Origin of the sequence: Tepidimonas alkaliphilus (assembly GCF_007556595.1) — a bacterium.
GTDB lineage: Bacteria > Pseudomonadota > Gammaproteobacteria > Burkholderiales > Burkholderiaceae_C > Tepidimonas > Tepidimonas alkaliphila.
The window spans coordinates 198,018-222,041 of the sequence record NZ_VJNB01000003.1; the positions used below are offsets into that span (position 1 = coordinate 198,018).

Annotated in this window: 20 protein-coding genes and 1 tRNA gene; 18 read left to right on the forward strand and 3 right to left on the reverse strand. The window is 67.7% G+C overall.

All coding sequences use genetic code 11. From position 1 onward, the window contains the following. Positions 1 to 12 precede the first annotated feature (12 nt). Together Talka_RS04540 and Talka_RS04545 are read left to right on the forward strand one after the other, a co-directional pair. Positions 13 to 2,076: an acetyl-CoA carboxylase biotin carboxylase subunit gene (locus tag Talka_RS04540; protein ID WP_143889927.1), complete on the forward strand. Its 2,064-nt coding sequence runs from the start codon at positions 13 to 15 to the stop codon at positions 2,074 to 2,076. Beyond that, positions 2,073 to 2,594 (forward strand): VOC family protein, encoded by a 522-nt coding sequence (locus tag Talka_RS04545; protein ID WP_143889928.1) that lies wholly within the window; start codon positions 2,073 to 2,075, stop codon positions 2,592 to 2,594. Before Talka_RS04540 ends, Talka_RS04545 begins: the two co-directional genes overlap by 4 nt. Positions 2,595 to 2,619: 25 nt before the next feature. Here the strand turns inward: Talka_RS04545 and rsxB are convergent, their stop codons facing one another. The 3 genes from rsxB to Talka_RS04560 form a co-directional block, all read right to left on the reverse strand. Then, a complete protein-coding gene (rsxB, locus tag Talka_RS04550; RefSeq protein ID WP_425472627.1) occupies positions 2,620 to 3,351 on the reverse strand; it encodes an electron transport complex subunit RsxB in 732 nt (243 codons plus the stop codon). Continuing rightward, positions 3,348 to 4,736 (reverse strand): polyhydroxyalkanoate depolymerase, encoded by a 1,389-nt coding sequence (locus Talka_RS04555; protein WP_143889929.1) that lies wholly within the window; start codon positions 4,734 to 4,736, stop codon positions 3,348 to 3,350. The genes rsxB and Talka_RS04555 overlap by 4 nt, the downstream gene beginning before the upstream one ends. 122 nt (positions 4,737 to 4,858) lie before the next feature. Beyond that, positions 4,859 to 6,058, reverse strand: a complete 1,200-nt coding sequence (locus Talka_RS04560) for an amino acid aminotransferase (protein WP_143889930.1) — start codon at positions 6,056 to 6,058, stop codon at positions 4,859 to 4,861. A gap of 85 nt (positions 6,059 to 6,143) precedes the next feature. Between Talka_RS04560 and uvrB the strand changes: the two genes are divergently transcribed. From uvrB to Talka_RS04640, 16 genes are all read left to right on the forward strand, one after another. Further along, complete coding sequence (uvrB, locus tag Talka_RS04565; RefSeq protein WP_143889931.1) at positions 6,144 to 8,219, forward strand: excinuclease ABC subunit UvrB; 2,076 nt, start codon at positions 6,144 to 6,146, stop codon at positions 8,217 to 8,219. A 55-nt stretch (positions 8,220 to 8,274) separates the two neighbouring features. Then, positions 8,275 to 8,931, forward strand: a complete 657-nt coding sequence (locus Talka_RS04570; RefSeq protein ID WP_143889932.1) for a LuxR C-terminal-related transcriptional regulator — start codon at positions 8,275 to 8,277, stop codon at positions 8,929 to 8,931. Positions 8,932 to 9,002: 71 nt separating this feature from the next. After that, positions 9,003 to 10,886 carry a sensor histidine kinase gene (locus tag Talka_RS04575; protein WP_143889933.1) on the forward strand — a complete coding sequence of 628 codons (1,884 nt, stop codon included), beginning with the start codon at positions 9,003 to 9,005 and terminating at the stop codon, positions 10,884 to 10,886. Positions 10,887 to 11,005: 119 nt separating this feature from the next. Next, positions 11,006 to 11,539 (forward strand): Fe-S cluster assembly transcriptional regulator IscR, encoded by a 534-nt coding sequence (gene iscR, locus Talka_RS04580; protein WP_143889934.1) that lies wholly within the window; start codon positions 11,006 to 11,008, stop codon positions 11,537 to 11,539. A gap of 34 nt (positions 11,540 to 11,573) precedes the next feature. Next, entirely contained in the window at positions 11,574 to 12,794 is a 1,221-nt protein-coding gene (locus tag Talka_RS04585; RefSeq protein ID WP_143889935.1) for an IscS subfamily cysteine desulfurase, read from the forward strand. 42 nt (positions 12,795 to 12,836) lie between these two features. Next, a complete protein-coding gene (iscU, locus tag Talka_RS04590; protein ID WP_143889936.1) occupies positions 12,837 to 13,235 on the forward strand; it encodes a Fe-S cluster assembly scaffold IscU in 399 nt (132 codons plus the stop codon). 11 nt (positions 13,236 to 13,246) lie between these two features. Continuing rightward, positions 13,247 to 13,570 carry an iron-sulfur cluster assembly protein IscA gene (iscA, locus tag Talka_RS04595; RefSeq protein WP_143889937.1) on the forward strand — a complete coding sequence of 108 codons (324 nt, stop codon included), beginning with the start codon at positions 13,247 to 13,249 and terminating at the stop codon, positions 13,568 to 13,570. Between the two features lie 7 nt (positions 13,571 to 13,577). Then, positions 13,578 to 14,111, forward strand: coding sequence for a Fe-S protein assembly co-chaperone HscB (gene hscB / locus Talka_RS04600; RefSeq protein ID WP_143889990.1), 534 nt, complete (start codon positions 13,578 to 13,580; stop codon positions 14,109 to 14,111). Further along, positions 14,111 to 16,015 (forward strand): Fe-S protein assembly chaperone HscA, encoded by a 1,905-nt coding sequence (gene hscA, locus Talka_RS04605; RefSeq protein ID WP_143889938.1) that lies wholly within the window; start codon positions 14,111 to 14,113, stop codon positions 16,013 to 16,015. The genes hscB and hscA overlap by 1 nt, the downstream gene beginning before the upstream one ends. After that, positions 16,016 to 16,354, forward strand: coding sequence for an ISC system 2Fe-2S type ferredoxin (fdx, locus tag Talka_RS04610; RefSeq protein ID WP_143889939.1), 339 nt, complete (start codon positions 16,016 to 16,018; stop codon positions 16,352 to 16,354). A 32-nt stretch (positions 16,355 to 16,386) separates the two neighbouring features. Further along, complete coding sequence (dnaQ, locus tag Talka_RS04615; RefSeq protein ID WP_143889940.1) at positions 16,387 to 17,085, forward strand: DNA polymerase III subunit epsilon; 699 nt, start codon at positions 16,387 to 16,389, stop codon at positions 17,083 to 17,085. A gap of 46 nt (positions 17,086 to 17,131) precedes the next feature. Then, positions 17,132 to 17,206: transfer RNA gene (locus Talka_RS04620), tRNA-Val, on the forward strand. Between the two features lie 227 nt (positions 17,207 to 17,433). Next, positions 17,434 to 18,414, forward strand: coding sequence for an MBL fold metallo-hydrolase (locus Talka_RS04625; RefSeq protein ID WP_143889941.1), 981 nt, complete (start codon positions 17,434 to 17,436; stop codon positions 18,412 to 18,414). Positions 18,415 to 18,518: 104 nt separating this feature from the next. Then, complete coding sequence (locus tag Talka_RS04630; protein WP_143889942.1) at positions 18,519 to 20,414, forward strand: propionate--CoA ligase; 1,896 nt, start codon at positions 18,519 to 18,521, stop codon at positions 20,412 to 20,414. 67 nt (positions 20,415 to 20,481) lie between these two features. Then, positions 20,482 to 20,847 (forward strand): ArsR/SmtB family transcription factor, encoded by a 366-nt coding sequence (locus Talka_RS04635; protein ID WP_143889943.1) that lies wholly within the window; start codon positions 20,482 to 20,484, stop codon positions 20,845 to 20,847. 209 nt (positions 20,848 to 21,056) lie between these two features. Then, entirely contained in the window at positions 21,057 to 23,939 is a 2,883-nt protein-coding gene (locus Talka_RS04640) for a 2-oxoglutarate dehydrogenase E1 component (protein ID WP_143889944.1), read from the forward strand. Positions 23,940 to 24,024: the final 85 nt, after the last annotated feature.

Below are 24,024 nucleotides of genomic sequence, written 5' to 3' on the forward strand. Positions count from 1 at the left end.
GGAGAGCGCACCATGTTCAAGAAGATCCTGATCGCCAACCGCGGCGAGATCGCCTGCCGCGTCATCGCCACCGCCCGCAAGATGGGCATCGCCACTGTGGCCGTCTATTCCGAGGCCGACCGCGAGGCGCGCCACGTCCGCCTGGCCGACGAGGCCGTCGGCATCGGCCCCGCGCCCAGCCGCGAGAGTTACCTCGTGGCCGACAAGATCATCGCCGCGGCCAAGTCCACCGGCGCCGAGGCCATCCACCCCGGCTACGGCTTTCTGTCCGAGAATGAGGACTTCGCCCGCCGCGTCGAGGAGGAGGGCCTGGTCTTCATCGGGCCGAAGCACCACAGCATCGCGGCCATGGGCGACAAGATCGCCTCCAAGAAGCTGGCCAAGGAAGCTGGCGTCAGCACCATCCCCGGCTGGAACGACCCGATCGAGTCGGCCGAGCAGGCGGTGGAGATCGCGCGCAGCATCGGCTATCCGGTGATGATCAAGGCCAGCGCCGGCGGCGGCGGCAAGGGCCTGCGCGTGGCCTTCAACGACAAGGAGGCGCTGGAAGGCTTCACCTCGTGCCGCAACGAGGCGCTGAGCAGTTTCGGCGACGACCGCGTCTTCATCGAGAAGTTCATCGAGGAGCCGCGCCACATCGAAATCCAGGTGCTGGGTGACGCGCACGGCAACGTCGTCTACCTGTGGGAGCGCGAGTGCTCGATCCAGCGCCGCCACCAGAAGGTCATCGAGGAGGCGCCCAGCCCCTTCATCAGCGAGGCCACCCGCAAGGCGATGGGCGAGCAGGCCGTGGCGCTGGCCAAGGCGGTGAAGTACCAGAGCGCCGGCACGGTGGAGTTCGTGGTCGGCAAGGATCAAAGCTTCTACTTCCTCGAGATGAACACCCGCCTGCAGGTGGAGCACCCGGTCACCGAGTGCATCACCGGGCTGGATCTGGTGGAATGGATGATCCGCATCGCCGCAGGCGAGCGGCTGCCGTTCACTCAGGCCGACATCCGGCGTGACGGCTGGGCGATCGAGTGCCGCATCAACGCCGAGGACCCGGAGCGCAACTTCCTGCCGTCCACCGGGCGGCTGGTGCGCTTCAAGCCGCCGAAGGAGACGATGCACGCCGCCGACACCGCGCACCGCTACGGTGTGCGGGTGGACACCGGGGTGTTCGAGGGCGGCGAGATCCCGATGCACTACGACTCGATGATCGCCAAGCTGATCGTGCACGGGCGCGACCGCAAGGAGGCGATCGCCAAGATGCGTGAGGCGCTCAACGGCTTTGCGATCCGCGGCATCAGCAGCAACATCCCGTTCCAGGCGGCGCTGCTGGCGCACCCGGACTTCGTCGCCGGGCGCTTCCACACGGGCTTCATCGCGCAGCACTTCCCGCGCGGCTTCCGGCCCGAGGACGTGCGCCACGACGACCCCGACTTCCTGGTGGCGCTGGCGGCGTTCGTGCGCCGCAAGAGCCGCGAACGCGCCGCCGGCATCAGCGGCCAGATGCCCGGCTACGGCGCGCGCATCGGCAACGACTATGTCGTCATCGCCCTGGCCGCCGATGGCCAGCACCGCCACATCCCCGTGCACGTCGATGAATACGTCGGCGAGACGGGCTACGCCAGCGTGCGGGTCGGGCAGGGGGACGAGGCGCGCCGCTACAAGATCACGTCCGCCTCGCGGCTCAGCGACATCGTCATCACCGGCGAGTGCAACGGCGAGCCCTTCACCGCGCAGGTCGAGCGCGGCACGCCCAAGCACCCGCTGGCACTCGTCGTGCAGCACCACGGCGCGCGGCTGGAGTGCCTGGTGGTGTCGCCGCGCATCGCCGAGCTGCACCGGCTGATGCCGTTCAAGGCGCCGCCGGACATGAGCCGCTTCGTGCTGTCGCCGATGCCGGGTCTGCTGGTGGACGTGGCGGTGCAGCCCGGGCAGAAGGTGCAGGCCGGCGAGCGCGTCGCCGTCATCGAGGCGATGAAGATGGAAAACATCCTGTTCGCCCCGGCCGACGGCGTCGTGGCCAAGGTGCTGGCGCAAAAAGGCGAAAGCCTCGTCGTGGACCAGCCGATCGTGGAGTTCGAGCGGTGAGCGCACCGCGCCCGTTTCGCATCCTCGGCATCCAGCAAATCGCCATCGGCGGGCCGGACAAGGCGCGGCTGCGCCGGCTGTGGGTGGATCTGTTCGGGCTGGAGGTCACCGGCACCTTCGTCAGCGAGCGCGAGAACGTCGACGAGGACATCTGCGCGGTCGGCGCCGGGCCGCTGAAGGTGGAAATCGACCTGATGCAGCCGCTGGATCCCGAGAAGAAACCCGCGGTGCACGCCACGCCGCTGAACCACGTCGGCCTGTGGGTGGACGACCTGCCGCGGGCGGTGGAGTGGCTCACCGCGCAGGGCGTGCGCTTTGCGCCCGGCGGCATCCGCAAGGGCGCGGCGGGCTTCGACATCTGCTTCATCCACCCGAAGGGCAGCGACGAGGCCCCGATCGGCGGCGAAGGGGTGCTGATCGAACTGGTGCAGGCCCCGCCGGAAGTCGTGCGCGCGTTCGACGCGCTGGCCGCCGCGGCGCGAGGCTCAGGCCGGCCTGGCGCGGGCCTTGCGCCGTGAGCGGGAGCTGGCCTGCCCCCGGTGGTCAAGACCCGGGGGGTGTCGATGCACCGGCCAGCTTGGCGCGAGCCTTCTCGATGGCGGCCTGCACCAGTTGGCGCTTGCGCTCCAGCAGCGCCGGGTCGGTGTGCTTGGAATGCTGCGCCAGGTCGGCGAGCTTGGCCTCGGCCTTGTGCAGCCGGCGCGCCTCAGCTTCTACCGCCTCGCGCGCCAGGCGCTGCAGGCGCGCCTGGTAGCGCCGCCGGGCGGTGTCGGCTTGCGCTGCCGACCACGCCTGCCAGCCGCTGCGCCCGGGTGTGGTCACCTCCATCGCGATGCAGTCCACCGGGCACACAGGGATGCACAGCTCGCAGCCGGTGCAATAGGCCTCGATCACCGTGTGCATACGCTTGGGTGCGCCGACGATGGCGTCGGTCGGGCAGACTTTCAGGCACAGCGTGCAGCCGATGCACCACGTCTCATCGATCACCGCGACGCCAAACGGCCCCTCGCGGCCGACCTCGGGGTCCAGCGGCACCGCAGGCAGGCCGGTGATCGCCGCCAGCCGCCGCACGCCCTCCTCACCGCCGGGCGGGCAGCGGTTGATCGGCGCTTCGCCGCGCGCGATCGCCTCGGCGTAGCGGCGGCAGTCCGGGTAGCCACAGCGCGTGCACTGCGTCTGGGGCAGCGCTGCGTCCAGCCGCTGCACCAGCGCGGGATCCGCTGGGGCCGCGCCGGCGGCGTCGGGGAGGGTGGTGGCAACGGCGGCCGGATTCACGCTTCACGCACGCGACGCCGTGCACCCCCGCCAGGCTCAGCGGCTGGGGCCGGCGCGCGTTCGATGGCAGCGGCCAACAGCTCCGCTTCGTGCACCATGGCTTCGTCCGGGCCGGCGGCGGGCGGTTGGTGCTGGCGAATAAAGTCGCGCACCACCGGGTAAACTTTTTCCCGCCAGCGGCGACCGCTGAAAATTCCGTAATGCCCGGCGCCTTCCACCTCAAAATGTCGGCGCAGGTGCGGCTCTAGACTCGTGCAGAGGTCATGCGCGGCGCGCGTCTGGCCGCTGCCGGAAATATCGTCCAGCTCGCCTTCCACCGTCAACAAACCGACACCGCGAATGTCTTGCGGGCGTACGCGCTCCAAGCGCCCGTCCGGGGCTCGCACGTCCCATGTGCCTTGCACCAGGCGAAATTCCTGGAAGACGATGCGAATGGTTTCCAGGTAATAGGGCGCATCCATATCCAGCACCGCGTTGTATTCATCGTAAAACTTGCGGTGCGCCTCCGCGCTTTCGTTGTCGCCTTGCACCAGGTGCTTGAAGTAATCGTAATGACTCTTCAGGTGCCGGTTGGGGTTCATCGCGATGAAGCCGGCATGCTGCAAAAAGCCCGGATAGACGCGCCGCCCTTCGCCGGGGAACCCAGCTGGCACGCGGTAGATCAGGTTGTTTTCAAACCATTCGTAGCTGCGGTGGGTGGCCAAATTGTTGACTGCCGTCGGCGAGCGTCGCGCGTCGATGGGCCCACCCATCATGGTCATCGACAACGGGGTTTTTTCCCCTCGACTGGCCATCAAGGAAACGGCTGCCAGCACCGGCACGGTCGGCTGGCACACGCTCATCACGTGGCAATGACCATACTTGCCTTGCAGGTGGCGGATAAATTCCTGCACATAATGGACGTAATCGTCCAGATGGAACTCGCCTTGCTCCAGCGGCACCATGCGCGCGTTTTTCCAGTCGGTGATATACACCTTGTGGTCGCGCAGCATGGTGCGCACGGTGTCGCGCAGCAGCGTGGCGTGGTGGCCCGACAACGGCGCCACGATCAGCACCACGGGCTGATGCTTGAGCCGCAGCAACAGCGCAGGGTCGTCCGCGTAACGCTTAAAACGCCGTAACTGGCAAAAGGGTTTGTCAATTTCGACGCGCTCGTGGATGGCCACAGGCACGCCCTCGATGTCCACCGTGTGAATGCCGAACTCCGGCTTTTCGTATTCCTTGCCGAGTCGGTGGAAGAGATCGTAAGCGGCCGCCAGGCGCTGCGAAAACGGCGTTTGCGCCAGCGGCGAGGTCGGGGTGGCGTAAAGCCTGGCGGCCACCGCCGCAAATTGAGAAAACGGCTCGATCAGCGCGCGCTGCGCCTCATACAGGTGATACAGCATGAGAACCCCGGCACCGTTTTGTTGCGGTGCAACAACTATAGCAGGAAGCCGTGACGCATGCCATCGGCGTCAGCCCGAAAGCCCGGTCTGCGGGGCGACCTTGCGCCTTGCGCGCGGAGGACTCAGCGCAAGACCGCCGCGATCGCGCGGCAGACGTAGCCGATGTTGCGGCTGTTGAGCGCCGCCACGCACATGCGCCCGGTGTCTGTGCCATAGACCCCAAACTCGCTGCGCAGGCGCTGCATCTGCTCCTTGGTCAGGCCGGAGTAACTGAACATGCCGATCTGGCGCGTGATGAAGCTCATGTCCTGCGCCACGCCGGCTTCCTTCAGGCCCTGCACCAGCTGCTCGCGCATCGCTTTGATGCGCGTGCGCATGCCGGCCAGCTCCTGCTCCCACAGCGCCCGCAGCTCCGGGGTGTTGAGCACCGTGGCCACCACCGCCGCACCGTGCGTCGGCGGGTTGGAGTAATTGGTGCGCACGACGATCTTGAGCTGCGACAGCACGCGTTCGGCCTCGTCCTTGCTCGCGCACACCACCGACAGGGCGCCGACGCGCTCGCCATACAGGCTGAAGCTCTTGGAGAACGACGTGGCGACGAACACGTCCAGTCCCGCCTCGACGAACTTGCGCACCGCCGCACCGTCCTCGGCGATGCCGTGGCCGAAACCCTGGTAGGCCATGTCGAGGAACGGCACCAGGCCGCGCTCCTTCACCACCGCCACGACCGCATCCCACTGCCCGGGGGTCAGGTCATAACCCGTCGGGTTGTGGCAGCAGGCGTGCAGCACGACGATGGTGCCGGGCGCGGCGGCGCGCAGGCTGGCCAGCATGCCCTCCACGTTGACCCCGCGCGCGGCGGCGTCGTAGTAGGCGTAGGTATCCACGGCGAAGCCGGCGTTGGCAAACAGCGCGCGGTGGTTCTCCCAGCTCGGATCGCTGATCAGCACCTTGGCGGCCGGGTTGAGCTTCTTCAGGAAGTCGGCGCCGATCTTCAGGCCCCCCGTGCCGCCCAGCGCCTGCACGGTGGCGACGCGGCCGCTGCGCACCACGTCGCTGTCGGCGCCGAACACCAGCGCCTTGACCGCGTTGTCATAGGCCGGCATGCCGTCGATCGGCAGGTAGCCGCGCGGGGCGGGCTTTTCCATCAGGCGCGCCTCGGCCTGGCGCACGCACTGCAGCAGCGGCAGCTTGCCATCGTCGTCGTAGTACACCCCCACCCCGAGGTTGACCTTCTCCGGGCGGGGATCGGCGGCGAACTGTTCGTTGAGCCCCAGGATCGGGTCGCGCGGGGCCATCTCGACGGCGGCAAAAAGGGACATGGTTGCTCCGTTGATGCAGACTGCTCCAAAATCTAGGATTTTATCGTTCCATTTATCCCGGCCCCGGCCATCCGTCCGTCCTCTCATGAACGCCCCTACCCCCGGCCAGTTCGTCCACTTTCCCGGCTCGCCGTACGAGCTGTTCCAACCCTATCCGCCGGCCGGCGACCAGCCGGAGGCGATCGCGCGGCTGGTCGAAGGGGTGCAGGACGGCGAGGCGTTCCAGACGCTGCTGGGCGTGACGGGATCGGGCAAGACGTTCACGATGGCCAACGTGATCGCGCGGCTGGGGCGGCCGGCCATCGTCTTTGCGCCGAACAAGACGCTGGCGGCGCAGCTTTACAGCGAGTTTCGCGAATTCTTCCCGAAGAACGCCGTCGAGTATTTCGTCAGCTACTACGACTATTACCAGCCCGAGGCCTACGTGCCGCAGCGCGACCTCTACATCGAGAAGGACAGCGCGATCAACGAGCAGATCGAGCAGCTGCGCCTGTCGGCCACCAAGAGCCTGCTGGAGCGGCGCGACGTGGTGATCGTGGCCACCGTCAGCGCCATCTACGGCATCGGCGACCCGCACCACTACCACCGCATGATCCTGACGCTGCGCACCGGCGAGCGGCTTGCGCAGCGTGACATCATCGCCCAGCTGGTGCGCATGCAATACCAGCGCAACGAGCAGGAGTTCGTGCGCGGCAAGTTCCGCGTGCGCGGCGACGTCATCGACGTCTTTCCGGCCGAGCACTCGGAGCTGGCGCTGCGCATCGAGCTGTTCGACGACGAGATCGAGCGCTTGAGCCTCTTCGACCCGTTGACCAGCCGGATCGAGCGCACGCTGGCGCGCTTCACGGTCTATCCGGGCAGCCACTACGTCACGCCGCGTGAGCAGATCCTGCGCGCCATCGACACCATTCAGGAGGAGCTGCGCGAACGCGTGCAGTGGTTCGTGCAGCAGGGCAAGCTGCTGGAGGCGCAGCGGCTGGAGCAGCGCACGCGCTTCGACCTGGAGATGCTGGCCGAGGTCGGGCACTGCAAGGGCATCGAGAACTACTCGCGCCACCTGACCGGCGCGCGCCCCGGCGAGCCGCCGCCGACGCTGGTGGACTACCTGCCCCCGGACGCTTTGATGTTCCTGGACGAGAGCCACGTGATGATCGGCCAGTTGGCCGGCATGTACAACGGCGACCGCGCGCGCAAGCAGACGCTGGTGGACTACGGCTTTCGCCTGCCCAGCGCGCTGGACAACCGGCCGCTGAAGTTCGAGGAATTCGAGCAGCGCATGCGGCAGGTCATCTTCGTGTCGGCCACGCCGGGCGACTACGAGCTGGCCCGAAGCGGCCAGGTGGTGGAGCAGGTGGTGCGCCCCACCGGCCTGGTGGACCCGGTGGTGGAGGTGCGCCCGGCCACGCACCAGGTGGACGACGTGCTGCAGGAGATCCGCCTGCGCGTGCAGCGCCAGGAACGCGTGCTGATCACCGTGCTGACCAAGCGCATGGCCGAGCAGCTCACCGACTACCTGCACGAAAACGGCGTGCGCGTGCGCTACATGCACTCCGACATCGACACGGTGGAGCGCGCCGAGATCATCCGCGACCTGCGCCTGGGGGCGTTCGACGTGCTGGTCGGCATCAACCTGCTGCGCGAGGGGCTGGACATCCCCGAGGTGTCGCTGGTGGCGATCATGGACGCCGACAAGGAGGGCTTCCTGCGCTCCGACCGCAGCCTGATCCAGACCATCGGCCGCGCCGCGCGCAACCTCAACGGCATGGCGATCCTCTACGCCGACACGGTCACCGACTCGATGCGCCGCGCCATCGACGAGACCGAGCGCCGCCGCGCCAAGCAACTGGCCTTCAACGCCGCCCACGGCATTACCCCGCGGGGGGTGAGCAAGCGCATCAAGGACTTGATCGATGGCGTGGCCAGCGACAAGGCCCAGCAGGCCGCGCAGCGCGCCGCCGCGACGGCGGCCCAGGCGGCGGAGCTGGAGGAGCTCGACGAGAAGGATCTGGCGCGGCGCATCCGGCAGCTGGAAAAGCGCATGCTGGAGCACGCGCGCAACCTGGAGTTCGAGGCCGCCGCGCGCGTGCGCGACGAGCTGCTGCGGCTCAAGGCCGGCGTGCTGGGCGCGCAGCGCCCGGACGCGGTGGCCGAAGCGACCTGACTCCCTCGTTTGGGGGAGGTGTGCCGTGGCGTGGCTTGCTTGAAAATCGGCGGCCATGTCGGGCATCACGCGCATCTACTTGATTGAAGACGACCGCAGCATCTTGCGCTTTGTGGAGGAAGCGCTGCGCCTGCGGCCCGATTGGAAACTGGTGGGGCAGTCGGAAACCTTCGCCCATGCGCAGCGCATGGCGCCGCACAGCCTGGCCGATGTGTTTCTGGTGGATTTGGGCCTGCCCGATGGCCGCGGCGAAGACATGCTGCGTTTGCTGGCCGAAGCACGCCCGGATGCGGAACTGCTGGTTTTCACCGTCTTCGGCGACGAGACGCGGTTGATTCGCGCCTTGCAAATGGGCGCCACGGGCTATGTGCTCAAAGGCTGTTCCACGCAAGAATTGATCGAGGCCATCGAGCAAATTCGGCAGGGCGGGGCGCCGATCTCGCCGCTGCTGGCGCGCATGCTGCTCAAGCAATTCCGACAGCTCGGTGAAGCGCCCGATCCCCTGGCCGAAGGCCCAGCCCCAACCCTATCTGAACGAGAAACCGACGTGCTGCGTCTGGTGGCGCAGGGCTACGTCAACAAGGAGATCGCCCAGCGCCTTGGCATCGGCGTGGCCACCGTCAGCACGCACATCAAAAACCTTTACCGGAAGCTGGCCGTGCGCACGCGTGTGCAGGTGGTGCGCGCGGCCCAGGCGCGGGGGCTGCTGTGACGGCGGCGCCGCCCGCATCCGCGCCGCCGCCTCCTGCTGCCCGTCCAACGTCCAGCCGAGGAGGCGGCGCGGTGGTTGGCGTGGTCGCCGTCTTGCTGGCGGCCGTGCTGTTGGCCCTGCATGCCTTGACGCGGCCCTGGGCGCCGCCCGGCGCCTGGGTATGGCGCGAGGCGCGCGTTGCGCTGCCCGCCGATCCCGGACAGAGTCCGCGGACGGTGCGTTTGCCCCACATCTTGGACGATGAGGGGCCTGCTTGGTGGGGTGCGGTGCGCTACGAGCTGCCGTGGCCCCGCGTCCTGGACTACGAGCAGCCCGCTGCGGCGCGGTTGGCGTTGCTGATGCCGCGCGCAGGCATGCGCGTGCGCGTGCTGCTCAACGATCAGGAAATCTACCAATTCGGCTGGGATGCGGCCCCCGAGCGCACGGTGGTGGGCAACGCCGTGCCGCACTACGTGCCTTTGCCGCCGATGGCGCTGGCGTCCGAGGCGCAAGCCAACCGGCTGGTCGTGGAGGTGCAAGCGCGCCCCCTGGAGCGCAGCGGCCTGTGGCCAGCGGTGCTCGGCCCTCAGGAAGTGTTGCAAGAGCGACATCAATCGCTGCTGTTGTGGCAAGTCACCGGCTCCTGGATCATGGCGGCGCTGGCGCTGTTCATCGGCGCGCTGGCCTTGCTGCTGTGGCGCGCGTTGCGCGAGCGGCTGTTTCTGCTGATTGCGCTGGCCTCGCTGGCTCACGGCGTGCGCACCGTGCTGGTGTCGGTGGTGGAGCCGCCGATGCCTTTCGAATGGCTGTTGCTGCTGCGCTGGAGCGCCTTTGGCGTTTACGTTGGCTTTTTTGTGCTCACGATTGAGGAGTTGTTCGAGGCTGGGCTGACCTGGGTGCGCGCCGGCGCCTGGGGGGTGATGGTGGCATCGCCCTTGATGACCGCAGCCGCGCTGTGGACGCTGGAATACGATCTCATCCGCCTCTGGGCTGGGGCCATGACGGCGTTTGCCGCTGCGGCGCTGCTGCGCGCGGTGTTGGAGCGGCTGCGCCGCCGCGCGCTGCAGCGCCAGCAACAAATCGTGGCGCTGGTGGCGCTGTTTACGTGGCTGACGGCGTTGCGCGATTTTTTGGTCATTCAGCTGAATTTTCCAGGCGACGGCGACCTGCGCTGGATGTCCGTCGGCAGCCTGGTGCTGACCCTGACGCTGGGCTGGGTGCTGGTCGAGCGCGCTGCGGGTTGGGCGCGCGCGGTGCACAAGCTCAACGAGACGCTGGCGCAGCGCATCGCGCAACGCGAGCGCGAGCTCAGCGCGGCGTTCGAGCGGCTGCAGGCCGCCGAGCGCCAGCGCGCCATTGAGGAGGAACGCCGCCGCCTGATGCGCGATATGCACGACGGCCTGGGCAGCCAGCTGGTGCAGACGCTCAACCTGGTGCGCAACCCCAACGCGCAGCTCGACCGCGAGGCGCTGGCCGGCATGCTGCGCCAGGCGTTGGATGAGCTGCGGCTGACGCTGGACTCGTTCGAGCCGATGGAAGGCGACCTGCCGGCCATCCTCGGCACGCTGCGCCGCCGCCTCGGCCCAGCGCTGGAGGGCGTCGGCATCGAGCTGCGCTGGGAGGTGCAGGACGTGCCGCCGCTGGCGGCGCTGGACTCGCGCGGTGTGCTGCACCTGTTTCGCTGCCTGCAAGAGATTTTCGCCAACGTCGTCAAGCACGCGCGTGCGCGGCGCATCGTCGTCAGCACCTGGCAGCGCGATGAGCAGGTGATCCTCACCATCGAGGATGACGGGGTGGGTTTGCCGCCGGCGGAGCAGCGCTCGCCCGAAGGGCGAGGGCTGCGCAACGTGTTGACCCGTGCAGCCAAGCTCGGCGCCACCGTGCGTTTTTACGATGCCCATCCGGGCACCGGCATCGAATTCGCTTTTCCGTTGCGCAACGGCGCTCAGCCGCCCAACAGCGGCTGGGCGCCGTGAGCACGTTGATGGCAGGGTTAATTTCCGACTGATTCGTTAGGTTTTTGTTATACTCTACGAAAACAGTCGGGATTTAGGGCGTTGCGGTTGCACAAACGCCCCCAGCCAGGAGTCCTGCCATGCGTCTGACCACCAAAGGCCGCTTTGCCGTCACGGCGATGATCGACTTGGCCTTGCGCCAAGCCAGCGGGCCGGTGACGCTGGCTGCCATCAGCCAGCGCCAGCACATCTCGCTGTCGTACCTGGAGCAGCTGTTCGGCAAGCTGCGCCGGCACAAGTTGGTCGAATCCACGCGCGGCCCAGGTGGCGGCTATACGCTGGGCCGCAAAGCCAGCGAGATCACGGTGGCCGACATCATTCTGTCGGTCGATGAGCCGATCGACGCCACGCAGTGCGGCGGCAAGGAAAACTGCCGCGGCGAAGGGCAGCCCTGCATGACCCACGATTTGTGGGCCGAGCTCAACGAGCGCATGATGGAATTTCTGCGCTCGGTGACGTTGCAGAAGCTGGTCGATGACCAGCTCGCCAAGGGCGCGGTGGTCGAGCCGGCGCCGTCGCTGAAGCGCGCCATTTCGCCGCATCCGGTGGTCAAGCCGATCCGGGTCAACGCCCCCAATTCCGTGTTCGCGCTGGCCGCGGCCGGCGCCAAATAAGCCCCAACCCGCCAACCGCCAGGAGCGCGCCGCGATGAGCAGCACCCCGCACTACCCGCTTTACATGGATTACAGCGCCACGACGCCGGTGGATCCGCGCGTGGTTGAAAAAATGATCCCTTGGTTGCATGATCATTTTGGCAACCCCGCTTCGCGCAGCCACGCCTGGGGCTGGGAGGCTGAGAAGGCCGTGGAGCGCGCGCGCGAGCAGGTCGCCGACCTGGTCGGCGCCGACCCGCGCGAGATCATCTGGACCAGTGGCGCCACCGAATCCAACAACCTGGCGCTCAAAGGCGCGGCGCATTTCTACAAAGAGCGCGGCCGCCACATCGTCACCGTCAAGACCGAGCACAAGGCGGTGCTGGACACCTGCCGGCACCTGGAGCGCGAGGGCTTTGAGGTTACTTATCTTGACGTGCAGCCCGACGGGCTGCTCGACCTGGAGGCGTTTCGCGCCGCGCTGCGCCCCGACACCATCCTGGCCAGCGTGATGCTGGTCAACAACGAGATCGGCGTCATCCAGGACGTGGCCGCCATCGGCGCCATCTGCCGCGAAAAGGGCGTGATCTTTCACTGCGACGCCGCGCAGGCCACCGGCAAGGTCGAGATCGACCTGCGCCAGCTGCCGATCGACCTGATGAGTCTGGCCTCGCACAAGACCTATGGGCCCAAGGGCATTGGCGCGCTGTACGTGCGGCGCAAGCCGCGCGTGCGGCTGGAGGCGCAGATGCACGGCGGCGGGCACGAGCGCGGCCTGCGCTCCGGGACGCTGGCCACGCACCAGTGCGTCGGCATGGGCGAGGCGTTTGCCATCGCCAAGGCCGAGATGCCCACCGAGCTGCCGCGCATCCGCCGGCTGCACGAACGGCTGGTGGCGGGGCTGACGCAGATCGAGCAGTCCTACATCAACGGCCACCCGACCCGGCGCGTGCCGCACAACCTCAACATGAGCTTCAACTACGTCGAGGGCGAGTCGCTGATCATGGGCATCAAGGGCGTGGCGGTCTCCAGCGGCTCGGCCTGCACCTCGGCGAGCCTGGAGCCCAGCTACGTGCTGCGGGCGCTGGGCCGCAGCGACGAGCTGGCGCACAGCAGCCTGCGCATCACGATCGGCCGCTGGACGACGGAAGCCGACGTGGACTACGCCATCGAGGCCATCAAGGCCAATGTTGCCAAGCTGCGCGAGCTCTCGCCGCTATGGGAGCTGTATCAGGAAGGCGTCGATCTCAACACCATCCAGTGGGCGGCGCACTAAGGCCATCCCTGTGGCCATTGACATTGAAAAAGGAGCGTGACCATGGCATACAGCGACAAGGTCATCGATCATTACGAAAACCCGCGCAACGTCGGCAGCTTTGACAAAAACGATGACACCGTTGGCACCGGCATGGTCGGCGCGCCGGCCTGCGGCGACGTCATGAAGCTGCAGATCAAGGTCAACCCGGCCACTGGCATCATCGAGGATGCGCGCTTCAAGACCTACGGCTGCGGCTCGGCGATCGCCTCCAGCTCGCTGGTCACCGAGTGGGTCAAAGGCAAGACGTTGGATGAGGCGCTGCAGATCAAAAACAGCCAGATCGCCGAAGAGTTGGCGCTGCCGCCGGTCAAAATCCACTGCTCGATTTTGGCTGAAGACGCCATCAAAGCCGCCGTGGAAGACTACCGTCGCAAACACGCCGCCGCGACCCAAACTTAAAGCCCAGCGTTATGGCCGTGACGTTGACGCAAGCCGCTGCGCAGCACGTGCAAAAATACCTTGCCCGCCGGGGCAAAGGGATTGGCGTGCGCTTGGGGGTCAAGACCACCGGTTGCTCGGGCTTGGCCTACAAGCTTGAGTATGCCGACGACGTGCAGCCCGAAGACCACGTCTTCGACTCGCACGGGGTTAAAGTGCTGGTGGATCCCAAAAGCCTGCCGTATCTCGACGGCACCGAGCTTGACTTCGTGCGCGAGGGCCTCAACGAGGGCTTCAAGTTCCGCAACCCCAACGAGCGTGACCGCTGTGGCTGTGGTGAGTCGTTCCGCGTCTGAGCCGACCCTGTCGCTGCAGGCGGACGACTTCGCGCTGTTCGGCCTGCCGCGGCGCTTCGCGCTGGACGTGGCCGAGCTGGACGAGCGGCGCAAGGCGCTGCAGCGCCTCTCGCATCCCGACCGGCACGCCGCCGCCGGCGCCGCCGCGCAGCGTGTGGCGATGCAGTGGTCGGTGCGCATCAACGAGGCGTGGCAGCGCCTGCGCGACCCGCTGCGCCGCGCCGCGTATTGGTGCGAGCTGCACGGCGTGCCGGTGCAGGCCGACAGCAACACCGCGATGCCGTCCGACTTCCTGCTGCAGCAGATGCAGTGGCGCGAGGCGCTAGAGGAGGCCGACGGCGACGCCGACGCGCTGCACGCGCTGCGCCGTGAGGTGGAGGCCGAACGCGCCGCACGCCTGCAGCGGCTGGCGCAGGCGATTGACCAGGACGCCGACCCCGCCGCGGCGGCGGCGCAGGTGCGCGCGCTGATGTTCGTCGAGCGGCTACTGGATTCCTTGCACGCACGGCTGCATGAAGCTGAGCGCTTGAAAGCACACTGATGGCATTGCTGCAAATTTCTGAGCCCGGCATGGCGCCGGACCCGCACCAGCGGCGCATCGCGGTGGGCATCGACCTCGGCACCACGCACTCGCTGGTGGCCGCGGTGCGCCACGGCGTGGCGGAGTGCCTGCCGGACGAGCAGGGGCGCGTGATCCTGCCCAGCGTGGTGCGCTACCTGCCGCCCGGCTCATCCCCGCCGTGCCAGGTGGGCCACGAAGCGTTGGCCGCGCAGGTGGACGACCCCGGCAACACGATCAGCTCCGTCAAGCGCCTGATGGGCCGGGCGCTGGCGGACATCGAGCGCGACGGCGTGGCGGGCCGCCTGCCTTACACCGTCGTGGAGGGCCCCGGCGGCGTGGTGGTGCGCACCGTCGCCGGTGATAAGACGCCGGTGGAGGTCAGCGCCGAGATCCTGTCCGCGCTGCGCCGCCGCGCCGAAGCGACCTTTGACGCCGAGCTCTACGGCGCCGTGATCACCGTGCCGGCGTACTTCGACGACGCGCAGCGCCAGGCCACCAAGGACGCGGCGCGGCTGGCGGGCCTGAACGTCCTGCGGCTGCTCAACGAGCCCACTGCGGCGGCCATTGCCTACGGGCTGGATCAGGGCGCCGAGGGGTTGTATTTGGTTTATGACCTCGGCGGCGGCACCTTCGACGTCTCGCTGCTGCGGCTGACCCAGGGCGTGTTCGAGGTCGTGGCCACCGGCGGCGACTCGGCGCTTGGCGGCGACGACTATGACCGTGCGCTGGCCGCGTGGGCGCTGCAGCGCGCGGGCCGCACCGAGCCGCTGGAGCGGCTCGATCCGCGCGTGCGCGCGCGCGTGCTGGCCGAAGCGCGGCGCGTCAAGGAGGCGCTGTCCGGCGCGGCGGAGGGCGCCGCCGTCGCGATGGAGCTGGCGGTGGACGCGGGCGGCGCGGTGCGTTCGGTGCTGCCGGTGACGCTGGCGGATCTGAATGCGGCGACCCGGGGCTTGACCGAGCGCACGCTGGAGGCGGTGCGGCGCGTGCTGCGCGACGCGCGCGTGCAGCCGGATGAGGTGCACGGCGTGGTGATGGTCGGCGGCTCCACCCGCATGCCGCTGGTGCGCCGGGCGGTGGCCGCGCTGTTCGGACGCGAGCCGCTGACCAACCTGAACCCGGACGAGGTGGTGGCGATCGGCGCGGCGATCCAGGCCAACCAGCTCGCCGGCAACGACCCCGACGGCGAGCTGCTGCTGCTGGACGTGATCCCGCTGTCGCTCGGCATCGAGACGATGGGCGGGCTGGTGGAGCGCATCGTGCCGCGCAACACGCCGATCCCCACCGCCCAGGCGCAGGATTTCACCACCTTCCAGGATGGCCAGACGGCGCTGGCGATCCACGTCGTGCAGGGCGAGCGTGAACTTGCGCGCGACTGCCGCAGCCTGGCGCGCTTCACGCTGCGCGGCATCCCGCCGATGACCGCCGGCGCGGCGCGCATCCGCGTCACGTTCACAATCGACGCCGACGGGCTGCTGACGGTGAGCGCCCGCGAACTCTCCACCGGCGTGGAGGCGCACGTGGAGGTCAAGCCCTCCTACGGCCTTACCGACGAACAGGTCACCCGCATGCTGCAGGACAGCTTTGCCAGCGCGGAGGCCGACATGCGCGCGCGCGCGCTGACCGAGGCGCGCGTGGAGGCCGAGCGGCTGCTGGCGGCCACGCGCAGCGCGCTGCAGGCCGACGGCGACCTGCTCGAAGAGACCGAGCGCGCCGCGATCGACGCGCTGCTGCAGTCGCTGGAGGCGGCGCGGCAGGGCGACGACCCCGCGGCGATCGACGCGGCCACCCAGGCGCTGGCCCACGGCACCGAGGCGTTCGCCGCCCGCCGCATGAACCGCAGCATCGCCCAGGCGCTGGCCGGGCGGCACGTGGAGTCGATCTGAATGCCTGCCATTACCGTTCTGCCTCACCCCGAGATCTGCCCGCAGGGGGCGCGCATCCACGCGCCCACTGGCACCACGATCTGCGAGGCGCTGCTCGACCACGACATCGAGATCGAGCACGCCTGCGAGATGAGCTGCGCCTGCACCACCTGCCACGTGATCGTGCGCGAGGGTTATGCCTCGCTGGGCGAGCCGTCGGAGGAGGAGGAAGACCTGCTCGACAAAGCGTGGGGGCTGAGTCCCACCTCGCGCCTGAGCTGCCAGGCGCGCCTGGGCACGCAAGACGTGACGATCGAGATCCCGCGCTACACCATCAACCACGCGCGCGAGCGCCATTGACGCGCCGCGCGTACGCCAGAAAGGCAGGGCGCATGCGCCAGATCGTGCTGGACACCGAGACGACCGGCCTGTCGCCGCAGGACGGCGACCGCATCATCGAAATCGGCTGCGTTGAGCTGGTCAACCGCCAGCTGACGCGCAACAACCGCCACTACTACCTGAACCCGGAGCGCGACATCCACGAGGACGCGCTGCGTGTGCACGGCATCACGCTGGAGTTCCTGGCCGACAAGCCGCGCTTCGCCGACATTGCCGCCGAGCTCGCGGACTACCTCGCTGGCGCCGAGCTGATCATCCACAACGCGCCGTTCGACCTCGGCTTCCTCGACGCCGAATTCGCCCGCGTGGGGCTGGGGCCGACGCGCGCGCTGGTGGCCGGCGTCATCGACACGCTGGTGCTGGCCAAGGAGATGTGGCCCGGCAAGCGCAACGGCCTGGACGCGCTGTGCGACCGCCTCGGCGTGGACAACTCCAGCCGCCAGCTGCACGGCGCGCTGCTGGACGCCGAGCTGCTGGCCGACGTTTACATTCGCATGACGCGCGGGCAGGAGTCGCTGGTGATCGACCTCGGCGGCGGGCCGGCTGGCGCCGGCGAGCTGGCGCGGCGCGACCTGTCGCCGTTCACGCTGCCAGTGCTGGAGCCCGACGCGGAGGAGCTTGCCGCCCACGAGGCGCTGCTGGCCGCGCTCGATCAGGAAAGCAAGGGCCGCACCGTCTGGCGCCGGGCCTGACCGAAAATGGGCTATACTAACGTCTGTTGACGACGACGTCACGACCGGGTGATTAGCTCAGCGGTAGAGCACTGCCTTCACACGGCAGGGGTCGTAGGTTCGAACCCTGCATCACCCACCACGAATGCCTTCCGCAACGCCTCCCCTCGGGAGGCGTTGCCGTTTCCGGTCGGTGCTGGCGTTCCGGGATGCCGCTGCGGCCACGGCCTGGCGCAAGACCCGGCCGCGCCCAGGGTCTTGACCGCTCCCCGCCAGCCGCAGGCCGGCGGCCCGCGTAGCCTCTGCACCGCGCCCGCTGCCGGCGGCCATGGTGGCTCCGGCCCTTGCGGCCGCAGGAGGCAGACCCCCATGATCGATCGACGCATGTTCCTCGGTGCCGGCCTGGCTGCCACCGGCTGGCTGGCTTTGGGCTCGGCCTGGTCGCAGCAGGGCACCCCGCCCAACCTCGGGGCCCCGGCGCTGCCGGCGGTCGGCCACCGCCGGCACCGGCTCGGCGAATTCGAGCTGATCGCGCTGCACGACGGCGCGCTGCGCCGCCCGCTGGGCGAAGAGTTCGTGCGCAACGTCCCGCTGGAGCAGGTCAAGGCCATGTTGGCGTCGCAAGGGCTGCCGACCGACTACGTGGACATCCCGTTCACCGCGTTCCTCGCCGTCACGCCGGCTGGGCGCTTTCTGTTCGACGCGGGCTTCGGCGACAACGGGCCGCCGACCACCGGCCGCCTGCGCGAGCATCTGGCCGCCGCCGGCTTCAAGCCCGAGGACATCGACCACGTCGTCATCAGCCACTTCCACGGCGACCACATCAACGGCGTGCGGCTCAAGGACGGCGCGCTGACCTTTCCGCGCGCGCGCATCCACGTGCCGGCCCCGGAGTGGGCGTTCTGGATGGACGAGGCGCGCATGCAGGCGGCTCCGCAGGCGCTGCAGGGCGCGTTCCAGGCGGTGCGGCGCGCCTTCGGCGGGCCGGTGGCCGAGCGCATCGTGCAGTTTCAGCCCGGTGCCGAGCTGGCCCCCGGCATCCGCGCCGAAGCCGCGTTCGGCCACACGCCGGGCATGTGCGTGTTCACGCTGCGCTCGCAGGGTCAGGGCTTCATCTACGTGGCCGACACCGCCAACATCCCGGCGCTGTTCGTGCGCAATCCCGAGTGGTCGGTGATGTTCGACATGGACGCCGAGCTGGCGCGCCAGACGCGCCGGCGCATCCTGGAACAGGCCGCGCGCGAGCGGCTTCTGGTCGGCGGCTACCATTTCCCGTTTCCAGCGCTGGGCACGCTGGAGCCGATGGGGACGGGTTGGGACTGGCGACCCTTGGCGCCCGTCAGCGGCTAGCGTCTGTCGTTATCGCCAGAGCCCGTCAGCCCCTTGCAAGGCGGCTGCCGACAATCCCATGGCGCGAACTCGACAAAACCACACACCCGAGGAGCCCGCGCGCCGTGGATTACGCTGCGTTTTACCGCCGCTCGATTGAGGAACGCGATGTCTTCTGGGCCGAGCAGGCCCGCCTGATCGACTGGCAGCGCCCGTTCGAGCGCGTCTGCAACACCGACCGTCCGCCGTTTGCGCGTTGGTTCGAGGGCGGGCTGACCAACCTGTGCCACAACGCGATCGACCGCCACCTGGCCACGCGCGCCGACCAGCCGGCGCTGATCTACGTCTCCACCGAGACCGACACCGAGCGCGCCTACACCTTCCGCGAGCTGCACGTCGAGGTGCAGCGCATGGCCGCGATGCTGCGCTCGCTCGGCGTCGGCAAGGGCGACCGCGTGCTGATCTACATGCCGATGATTCCCGAGGCAGCGTTTGCGATGCTGGCCTGCGTGCGCATCGGCGCCATCCACTCGGTGGTGTTCGGCGGCTTTGCCAGCCATGCGCTGGCCACCCGCATCGACGACGCTGCGCCGAAGGTCATCGTCAGCGCCGATGCCGGCATGCGCGGCGGCAAGGTGGTGCCCTACAAGCCTTTGCTGGACGAGGCGATCCGCCTGTCGACCCACAAGCCCGAGCGCGTGCTGATGGTCAACCGCGGGCTGGCGGCGCTGGATCCGGTGGAGGGGCGCGACGTTGACTACGCCGCGCTGCGCCAGCAGCATCTGGATGCCCAGGTGCCGTGCGAGTGGGTTGAAAGCGACCACCCGAGCTACATTCTCTACACCAGCGGCACCACGGGCAAACCCAAGGGCGTGCAGCGCGACACCGGCGGCTACGCGGTGGCGTTGGCCGCCTCGATGCGCCACATCTACATGGCCAACCCAGGCGAGACGTTCTTTTCCACCAGCGACATCGGCTGGGTGGTCGGCCACAGCTACATCATCTACGGCCCGCTGATCCACGGCATGGCCACCCTCATGTATGAAGGCACGCCGATCCGGCCCGATGCCGGCATCTGGTGGCGCCTGGTGCAGGGTTACCGCGTCAGCGTGATGTTTACCGCGCCGACTGCTGTGCGGGTGCTCAAAAAACACGATCCCGCCCACCTTAGCCGCTACGATCTGAGCAGCCTGCGCGCGCTGTTTCTGGCCGGCGAGCCGCTGGACGAGCCCACCGCCAGCTGGATCGCGCAGGCGCTGGGCAAGCCCGTTATTGACAACTACTGGCAAACCGAGACCGGCTGGCCCATCTTGGCGCTGTGCAACGGCGTGGAGCAAGCTCCCAGCAAATGGGGCTCGCCGGGCCGCGCGGTCTATGGCTTTGATGTATGCCTGCTGGATGAACTGACCGGCGAGGAAATCCTCGAGCCGGGGCGCAAAGGCGTTATCGCGGTGCGTTACCCGCTGCCGCCTGGCTGTCTGCAAACCCTGTGGGGTGATGAGGCGCGCTTTGTGCGTACGTATTGGACGTATCTGCGCGAGCGCTGGTATTACAGCACTTTCGATTGGGGCGTGCGCGACCCCGACGGCTACTACAGCATCCTGGGGCGCACCGACGACGTCATCAACGTGGCCGGTCACCGGCTTGGCACGCGCGAGATCGAAGAAAGCATCGCCAGCCATCCCGCCGTAGCCGAGGTCGCGGTGGTCGGCGTGGCCGATGCGGTCAAGGGCCAGGTGGCGGTGGCCTTTGTGGTGCTCAAGGATCCGGCGACGGCGGCTCACGAGACCGACGAGCAGCGGCTACAGGCCGAGATGATGGCCACCGTCGAGCGGCAGTTGGGCGCGGTGGCCAAGCCTGCGCGCGTGCATCTGGTGCCGCTGTTGCCGAAAACGCGCAGCGGCAAGCTGCTGCGCCGCGCGATCCAAGCGGTGTGCGAGGGGCGTGATCCTGGCGACCTTTCGACCTTGGATGATCCCAGCGCGCTGCAGCAGATCCGCGCGCTGGTGTCGCCGCCTTGACGTTCGCATTTTTGGCACTCCGGCGCTTTGTGGGTATGATCCGCGCAAAGTGCTTGAATGCAGATATATGCAACAACTCACCGACGCCGACGCGGACAAAGATCGTGTCTTTGAGCTGGCCGCCGAGCTGTTTGGCATTCTGTCCACGCCGATGCGGCTGCGCATCCTCAACGCCCTGTGCGATAAGGAAAAATCGGTCTCCGAGCTGCTGGCGGAAATCAACACCACGCAGCCCAACCTGTCGCAGCATCTGAACCTGCTGTACCGCGCCGGCGTGCTGGCCAAGCGCAAGGAAGGCACGCAGGTCTATTACCGCGTGCAGAGCGAGCAGGCGGTGGCGCTGTGCCGCACTGTTTGCACGCAAATCGCCATCGAGCTCGACGAGCCGGGCGGGGTGCCGCCCAGCCAGCGCTTGATGCCGCGCGGCGCCTAGCGCCCGCGCCTGGTGCGCCTTGGTGCCGCGCCGCGAGATACGAAAACGTTACAACTTTTCACGGTCATTAGCGCCGGTTGGTGGCACAATCAGGCCCGCACACCGGCCCTTCCAGTGTCACAGTCGCGTCCGCCAAACGGTTCAGCCGTGTCGCGGAAGGTGATTCCAACCCGACAGTTTCCTGCAGGGAAACGGAGGTCAGCGATTCCATGAGCGAGGCGATCAGCATCTATCAGGCCTTGAGCGCCAACTCTTACCTGTTCGGCGGCAACGCGCCTTACGTTGAAGAGCTTTACGAAAAATACCTCACCGACCCGAGCAGCGTGCCCGATTCCTGGCGCGACTATTTCGATGCGCTGCAGCACGTGCCTGCGGTGGACGGCAGCGACGCACGTGACATCCCGCACCAGCCGGTGATCAACGCTTTTGCCCAACTGGCCAAGCAAGGGCCGCGCCCGTTGGCGGCGGCGCAAGGCGCCGACAGCGACGTGGCGCGTAAACGCGTGGCCACGCAGCAGCTGATCGCCGCCTACCGCAACCTGGGCGTGCGCTGGGCCAACCTGGATCCGCTCAAGCGCTCCGAGCGGCCCGACATTCCGGAGCTGGAGCCATCGTTCTACGGCTTCACCGACGCCGACCTCGAGACGGTGCACAACGTCTCCAACACCTACTTCGGCAAGGAGACGATGTCGCTGCGCGAGCTGCTCAACGCGCTGCGCGAAACCTACTGCGGCACGCTCGGCGCTGAATACATGTATATCAGCGACCAGAAGCAAAAGCGCTGGTGGCAAGAAAAACTCGAGAGCATTCGCAGCAAGCCGTCGCTCACCGCCGAGCAAAAGAAGCACATTCTTGAAAACTTGACCAAAGCCGAGGGGCTGGAGCGCTACCTGCACACCAAATACGTGGGGCAAAAGCGGTTCTCGCTGGAGGGCGGGGAAAGCTTCATCGCCGCGATGGACGAGCTGATCCAGCGCGCCGGCGCGCTGGGCGTGCAAGAGATCGTCATCGGCATGGCCCACCGCGGTCGCCTGAACGTGCTGGTCAACGTGCTGGGCAAGATGCCCAAGGATCTGTTCGCGGAGTTTGAGCACACCGCGCCGGAGGACCTGCCGGCCGGTGACGTGAAGTACCACCAGGGCTTCAGCTCCGACGTCTCCACCCCCGGCGGGCCGGTGCACCTGAGCCTGGCGTTCAACCCTTCGCACCTGGAGATCGTCAACCCAGTAGTGGAAGGCTCGGCGCGCGCGCGCATGGATCGGCGCGGCGACCGCAAGGGCGACCAGGTGCTGCCGGTGCTGGTGCACGGCGATGCGGCGTTCGCCGGCCAGGGCGTGGTGATGGAGACGCTGGCGCTGGCGCAGACGCGCGGCTACTACACCGGCGGCACCGTGCACATTGTCATCAACAACCAGATCGGCTTTACCACCTCCGACCCGCGCGACAGCCGCTCCACGCTTTATTGCACCGACGTCGTCAAGATGATCGAAGCGCCGGTGCTGCACGTCAACGGCGACGACCCCGAGGCGGTGGTGCTGGCCACGCAGCTGGCGGTGGAGTTCCGCCAGACCTTCAAGAAGGACGTCGTCATCGACATCGTGTGCTTCCGCAAGCTGGGCCACAACGAGCAGGACACGCCCAGCCTGACGCAGCCGCTGATGTATAAAAAGATCGCCCAGCACCCGGGCACGCGCAAGCTCTATGCCGACAAGCTGGTCACTCAAGGGGTGCTGCCGCCCGAAGGGCCCGACGAGATGGTGCGGGCCTACCGTGCCATGCTCGACGAAGGCCGGCGCACGGTGGATCCGGTGCTGACCAACTACAAGAGCAAATACGCGGTGGATTGGGCGCCGTTCCTCGGCAAAAAGTGGACCGACGTGGCCGACACCGCCATCCCGCTGTCCGAGTGGCGGCGGCTGGCCGAGCGCATTACGACCGTGCCGGACAACATCACGCCGCACCCGTTGGTCAAAAAAGTGCTGGCCGACCGCGCCGCGATGGGCCGAGGCGAGATCAACGTGGACTGGGGCATGGGCGAGCACATGGCGTTTGCGTCGCTCGTGGCCAGCGGCTACGGGGTGCGACTGTCGGGCGAAGACAGCGGTCGCGGCACCTTCACGCACCGCCATGCGGTCATCCACGATCAGAACCGGGAAAAGTGGGACGAGGGCACCTATATCCCGCTGCAAAATGTCGCCGAGGGCCAGGCGCCGTTCACGGTGATCGACTCCATCCTGTCAGAGGAGGCGGTGCTCGGCTTCGAGTATGGCTATGCCTCCAACGACCCCAACACGCTGGTCATCTGGGAGGCGCAGTTCGGCGACTTCGCCAACGGCGCGCAGGTCGTCATCGACCAGTTCATCGCCTCAGGCGAAGTGAAATGGGGCCGCCTCAACGGCATCACGCTGTTCCTGCCGCACGGTTACGAGGGCCAGGGGCCGGAGCACAGCTCGGCGCGCATCGAGCGCTTCATGCAGCTGGCGGCGGATACCAACATGCAAATCGTGCAGCCCACCACCGCGGCGCAGATCTTTCACGTGCTGCGTCGGCAGATGATCCGCCCGTTGCGCAAGCCCTTGGTGGTCTTTACGCCCAAATCCCTGCTGCGCGCCAAAGACGCCACCTCGCCGGTGACCGACTTCATCAAGGGCGGCTTCCAGACCGTCATTCCGGAGCAAAACCCGCAGGTGCTTCAAAACGCCCAGCGCGTCAAGCGTGTCATTGTCTGCTCCGGCAAGGTCTATTACGACCTGGTGCGCAAGCGTGAAGACAAAGGGGCTGACGATGTCGCCATCGTGCGCATCGAGCAGCTTTATCCGTTTCCGCACAAGGCGTTTGCGGCGGAGATGAAGCGCTACCCCAACGCCACCGATGTCGTGTGGTGCCAGGACGAGCCGCAGAACCAGGGGCCGTGGTTCTTCGTGCAGCACAACATCCACGAGAACATGCTCGATGGCCAGCGCCTGGGCTACGCGGGGCGCGCTGCGTCGGCCTCGCCGGCGGTGGGCTACGCCCACCTGCACCAGGAGCAGCAAAAGGCGCTGGTGGAGGCGGCGTTTGGCCGCCTCAAGGGCTTCATCCTCAGCAAGTGATGGCGTCGCGCACGAACGTTGGTCGCGTGCCGGCCTGCAAGTCGCCGCGCCATCGCGCCCCGCATTGAACCCCACGCTTTTTTCG

What these genes read in the sequence shown, in the direction of transcription:
- uvrB (WP_143889931.1), top strand. Translation starts at nt 6,144, where the DNA reads ATGAACGCCCCTACCCCCGGCCAGTTCGTCCACTTTCCCGGCTCGCCG.
- Talka_RS04555 (WP_143889929.1), bottom strand. Translation starts at nt 4,736, where the DNA reads ATGCTGTATCACCTGTATGAGGCGCAGCGCGCGCTGATCGAGCCGTTT.
- fdx (WP_143889939.1), top strand. Translation starts at nt 16,016, where the DNA reads ATGCCTGCCATTACCGTTCTGCCTCACCCCGAGATCTGCCCGCAGGGG.
- Talka_RS04570 (WP_143889932.1), top strand. Translation starts at nt 8,275, where the DNA reads ATGTCGGGCATCACGCGCATCTACTTGATTGAAGACGACCGCAGCATC.
- hscA (WP_143889938.1), top strand. Translation starts at nt 14,111, where the DNA reads ATGGCATTGCTGCAAATTTCTGAGCCCGGCATGGCGCCGGACCCGCAC.
- iscR (WP_143889934.1), top strand. Translation starts at nt 11,006, where the DNA reads ATGCGTCTGACCACCAAAGGCCGCTTTGCCGTCACGGCGATGATCGAC.
- iscA (WP_143889937.1), top strand. Translation starts at nt 13,247, where the DNA reads ATGGCCGTGACGTTGACGCAAGCCGCTGCGCAGCACGTGCAAAAATAC.
- Talka_RS04625 (WP_143889941.1), top strand. Translation starts at nt 17,434, where the DNA reads ATGATCGATCGACGCATGTTCCTCGGTGCCGGCCTGGCTGCCACCGGC.
- dnaQ (WP_143889940.1), top strand. Translation starts at nt 16,387, where the DNA reads ATGCGCCAGATCGTGCTGGACACCGAGACGACCGGCCTGTCGCCGCAG.
- iscU (WP_143889936.1), top strand. Translation starts at nt 12,837, where the DNA reads ATGGCATACAGCGACAAGGTCATCGATCATTACGAAAACCCGCGCAAC.
- Talka_RS04640 (WP_143889944.1), top strand. Translation starts at nt 21,057, where the DNA reads ATGAGCGAGGCGATCAGCATCTATCAGGCCTTGAGCGCCAACTCTTAC.
- Talka_RS04635 (WP_143889943.1), top strand. Translation starts at nt 20,482, where the DNA reads ATGCAACAACTCACCGACGCCGACGCGGACAAAGATCGTGTCTTTGAG.
- Talka_RS04585 (WP_143889935.1), top strand. Translation starts at nt 11,574, where the DNA reads ATGAGCAGCACCCCGCACTACCCGCTTTACATGGATTACAGCGCCACG.
- Talka_RS04560 (WP_143889930.1), bottom strand. Translation starts at nt 6,058, where the DNA reads ATGTCCCTTTTTGCCGCCGTCGAGATGGCCCCGCGCGACCCGATCCTG.
- Talka_RS04540 (WP_143889927.1), top strand. Translation starts at nt 13, where the DNA reads ATGTTCAAGAAGATCCTGATCGCCAACCGCGGCGAGATCGCCTGCCGC.